Here is a 974-nt window from a genome sequence, read left to right as displayed (position 1 = left end):
GAAGAGGCGCAGAATGCGAAGTTCGACCTGGCGCTGGGCAAATTGAATCTCGAGCCGGGGATGACGCTGCTCGACATCGGTTGCGGCTGGGGGGGAGCGCTGCAGCGGGCGATCGAGAAGTATGACGTCAACGTGATCGGGATCACGCTGAGTCGCAACCAGTTTGCCTACAGTAAGGCCAAAATGGCCGCCATCCCCACCGAGCGTAGCGTCGAAGTCCGGCTACAGGGCTGGGAGGAATTCGACGACAGGGTCGACCGGATCGTCAGCATTGGTGCCTTCGAGGCGTTCAAGGCCGACCGGTGGCCGGCGTTTTTTGAACGCGCCCACCACATTCTGCCCGAAGACGGTCGGATGTTGTTGCACACCATTTTGACCTATCAATGGCAGCAGATGCCCGCACTCGGCATCAAGCTGACGATGAGCGACGTGAGATTCGCGCGATTCATCGGCACCGAGATTTTTCCGGGCGGCCAGCTGCCGACCCAGGAAGATATTTTCACATTCGCTGAGCCCGCCGGATTCTCGGTCGAGAAGGTGCAATTACTGGGTGAGCACTACGAGCGGACTCTCAATATGTGGGCGGCAAATCTGGTGGCTCACAAGGAAGCGGCCATCAGGATCCAGTCGCAAGAGGTCTACGACCGCTACATGAAGTATTTGATCGGCTGCGAGGATTTCTTCCGCAAGGGGATCAGCAATGTCGGCCAGTTCACCCTCGTGAAGTAGGCGGCGAGGGGCTGGGGGTCGTTGCGCTACTTTTCCAAGGTGAATTGGTCGACGTCGGTGTAGCCCTGGCGGAACAGCTTCGCGCAGCCGGTCAGGTACTTCATGTAGCGGTCGTAGACCTCTTGCGACTGGATGGCGATGGCCTGTGCGCGGTTGGCCTCGAGGGCGGCCGCCCACATATTGAGAGTCCGCTCGTAGTGCTCACCCAGTAATTGCACCTTCTCGACCGAGAATCCGGCGGGCTC

General features: G+C 59.4%; 2 protein-coding genes. One reads left to right on the top strand and one right to left on the bottom strand.

Annotation, left to right across the window (positions count from 1 at the left end; genetic code table 11):
* Window positions 1–729 (top strand): cyclopropane mycolic acid synthase family methyltransferase (locus A9W95_RS06990; RefSeq protein WP_067410079.1); only part of this gene is annotated, 729 nt, incomplete at its 5' end.
* Between the two features lie 26 nt (window positions 730–755).
* On the opposite strand, the gene A9W95_RS06985 is transcribed toward A9W95_RS06990, so the two are convergent.
* A partial coding sequence (locus A9W95_RS06985) for a class I SAM-dependent methyltransferase (RefSeq protein WP_172826576.1) occupies window positions 756–974 on the bottom strand: 219 nt, incomplete at its 5' end.

The organism is Mycobacterium sp. 1423905.2 (assembly GCF_001673155.1).
Taxonomy (GTDB): domain Bacteria; phylum Actinomycetota; class Actinomycetes; order Mycobacteriales; family Mycobacteriaceae; genus Mycobacterium.
This window is presented reverse-complemented; position numbering and strand designations above follow the sequence as displayed.